The organism is Streptomyces sp. NPDC020681 (assembly GCF_044334895.1).
In the GTDB taxonomy this organism is placed as follows: domain Bacteria; phylum Actinomycetota; class Actinomycetes; order Streptomycetales; family Streptomycetaceae; genus Streptomyces.
Map to the genome: position 1 here is coordinate 1 of NZ_JBIRTX010000086.1, position 1031 is coordinate 1031.

Sequence of the window (1031 nt, forward strand, 5' to 3'; positions counted from 1 at the left end):
AGAGCCGGATCATCGGCGTGCACATCCTCAAGAACATCATGATCCCGATCGTCACCGTGCTCGGCCTCGAATTCGGCTCGCTGGTCGCGTTCTCGGTGGTGACCGAAACGATCTTCGCCTGGCCGGGCATGGGGCGGCTCCTGCTGGAGGCGATCACCCGGCTCGACCGGCCGGTCATCGTCGCCTATGTCATGGTGGTCGTGGTCCTGTTCGTGGCGATCAACCTTCTGGTGGATCTGATCTATTCCGCGCTCGATCCGCGCGTGCGGCTGACGGAGGCGACGACGTGAGCGACAGCATCCTTACCCCCGAACAGGTCGTCGCGGCCGCTGCGCAGCAGCCGCCCCCGCCCATCGCCAAGGAGGAGACGCCGTTCCGGCGTTTCGCCCGCAGCTTCTTCGAGGACCGCGTTGCGCTGATCGGCCTCTCGGTCTTCGCGCTCATCGTCCTGCTCGCGCTCGCGGCGCCCCTGATCGCGCCGCAGAATCCTTACGATCTCTCGGCCGTGGACGTGATGGATTCGCGCCTGCCGCCGGGAGAGAAGGCTGGCGAGGGCTTCACCATGTGGCTGGGCTCGGACGGTGTCGGCCGCGATCTGCTCTCGGGCATCCTCTACGGCCTGCGCATCTCGCTGATGGTCGGCGCTTTCTCAGGGCTCATCGCGGCGACCTTCGGCATGGCGGTCGGCCTGATCGCGGCCTATGCCGGCGGGCGCGTCGAAACCACGATCATGCGCCTGGTCGACCTGCAGCTCTCGCTGCCCTCGGTGCTGGTCGCGCTGATCCTGGTCGCCGGGCTCGGCAAGGGCGTCGACAAGATCATCATCGCGCTGGTGATGGTGCAATGGGCCTATTACGCCCGCACGGTGCGCGGCTCGGCGCTGGTCGAGCGGCGCAAGGAATATGTCGAGGCGGCGCAATCGCTGGGCCTTTCCCATGCCCGCACGGTCTTCCGCCACATCCTGCCGAATTGCCTGGCGCCGGTCATCGTCATCGCGACAGTCCAGACCGCGCATGCGATCTCGCTTGAGG

At 66.7% G+C, this 1031-nt stretch carries 2 protein-coding genes; both read left to right on the forward strand.

Translation table 11 applies throughout. The features are described 5' to 3' along the window. Nucleotides 1-290: ABC transporter permease subunit (locus tag ACH4YL_RS40820; RefSeq protein WP_398512600.1), on the forward strand; the 290-nt coding region annotated here is incomplete at its 5' end. Beyond that, nucleotides 287-1031: ABC transporter permease (locus tag ACH4YL_RS40825; RefSeq protein ID WP_398512601.1), on the forward strand; the 745-nt coding region annotated here is incomplete at its 3' end. The genes ACH4YL_RS40820 and ACH4YL_RS40825, both read left to right, overlap by 4 nt.